Raw genomic sequence first — 1918 nt, forward strand, 5'->3', positions numbered from 1 at the left:
CCTGATCGAGGCGGTGGAAGAAATTCACAGTGTACAGTCGTAATAAGTGATCTAACTCTACTGATCGCAAAATTGAATCGCGGAAAATTCGAAGTGACTCCCTTGCTCTTCACAGAGCCTATCGAATCAAATCCTGCACCATGTCAACCTAGCAACTGAGGAGGTCATAGAACTCTTCTCATACCGTGATGATCGTGCTTCCCGGATTGTCTCCGCGTTCGTAGTTGGTGATTGCGACGACGAGACGAAGGCAAAGAGCGAGGAAGACCTGTGCTCGTGCGTGGACGCGGCCTCGGGCGTGCGTTCGCCCGAGGCCGCAGTCCTTCACTAATTCGTTGGTTCGTTCGACTCCAGTACGGCGGTTGTACGTCTCATCCAACGTGAACTGCTTCAGCTGAACGTCCTTGCTGTGTTGTTCGATGCGGTCTTCGACCCTATACTCGATGTTTTTCGGGTCATCGGTGTTTCGTGCGTTGTATGGAGCGACTGGCATGACCCCTGCGGCCAGCGGGTGGTCGCGCCAGTCGAGCGTGTCGTAGGCACTGTCACCGACCATCCAGATCGACTTGGCGACAGCGAGCGCGTCACGCGTGACGCGCATCGCCGTCTCCTCTGGCGCTTGCTTACTCTCTGTGAACTCCGCCTCAATTGGGATCTTTTGCCCGGTCGAGACGATCGTACAGCCGTAGCCGTAGTAGTACTCGTCGTCGGTTGGATCGTAGCAATTCGACGCGTCTTGATCGGCGGGCATCGCTCTCACGTCAGTTGAATCGATGTAGTAAGTCAAGTCGAGCAGGCCGCAGCGGCGGCCTGCTCGACGAAGTGACCAAACACCTAATCAACGACGTGTTCAAGATTGGTTAGGAAGCGATCGACCACATCTCTGGACGACGATCGACCGAAGCCACAGCTCAGCCAGACAACCGTGTTCTGAAGCTCTCGTTCAACGAGCCGAATCCCGTAGATGTCCTTGTAGTAGCAGTGGAGAAAGACGCATCAGATCTGGAGGCTCATGTTCTCGTGTTCGCCCCGTCTGCGCCGGGGCGAACACGTCGAACTCTTCAAGAAAGTCGAAAGAGATGCGCTCAAACAACGCTAGCGTTTCTGTCTCCGCGACATTGAAAGATGACTCTACCGAAAGATGATCTTGCAGGGTCGCTGGGCTCATACCACCCCAGCGTTCACCCTGCTCTTTGGTGTACTACTTGTTCTATGACACCCTCACTGAGTTCAAAACTTCTAGATTGTAACGGATTTGGCTGTGACAGACTCTATGAGAGAGCGGGGCACACCGCGTTAGAGACACTTTCGATTGATGCGTCTCCGCACAGGCCGTAGTCATTGATCGCCCCGTTCAGATCTGAGTGTATACTCAGCAATAATCTGTCGGGAGAACGAATCTGCAAAAGATCCATGTTGAGGTTTGTGGTGTCTCCGAAGCTGTTTCGGCTGGGGCTAAAACGTTGGGTAGCACTTAGTGCCCGTACAAAAAGACCATCGACAGAAGATAGACCAGTTGTACTGTGAACATTGACGACAATGTATTTAAGATAGATTATGACATATCGACGTTTCGATCTCCCAGTACCGAAGGAGAAATGCGACGTATGCACTCGCTATCGGCCGTCTACATCTAATTTTGTGATAGCGCATGTTTGTCTTCGTTTGCTTGGGCAAAATTACGAAGACAGTGACATCCACCAGCAGAGCTAGTTTGGCGCTTTGCTCTACCGTGTTCACGCCAGCAGTCGTCCTAGTGACATATCCGAGACAGTCATCCACTGTAAGTAGTTTGGTGAATCGCCTCGGGGTCAAGCCCCGGGACTTCCTGCTTCGATGACGCGCTTTGCAGACACCTGAGTGGTGTCCGCAGGGAACGCAGTCTCCACAGGCGTATCTTCAGTACTTCACAAAGCCG

General features: G+C 52.8%; 1 pseudogene. It reads right to left on the reverse strand.

Features of this window, described 5'->3' with window-relative positions:
• Positions 1-178: 178 nt before the first annotated feature.
• Positions 179-1168 (reverse strand): annotated as a pseudogene (locus DJ69_RS15430) (transposase).
• Positions 1169-1918 lie beyond the last annotated feature (750 nt).

Source organism: Halorubrum persicum (assembly GCF_002727125.1).
GTDB lineage: Archaea > Halobacteriota > Halobacteria > Halobacteriales > Haloferacaceae > Halorubrum > Halorubrum persicum.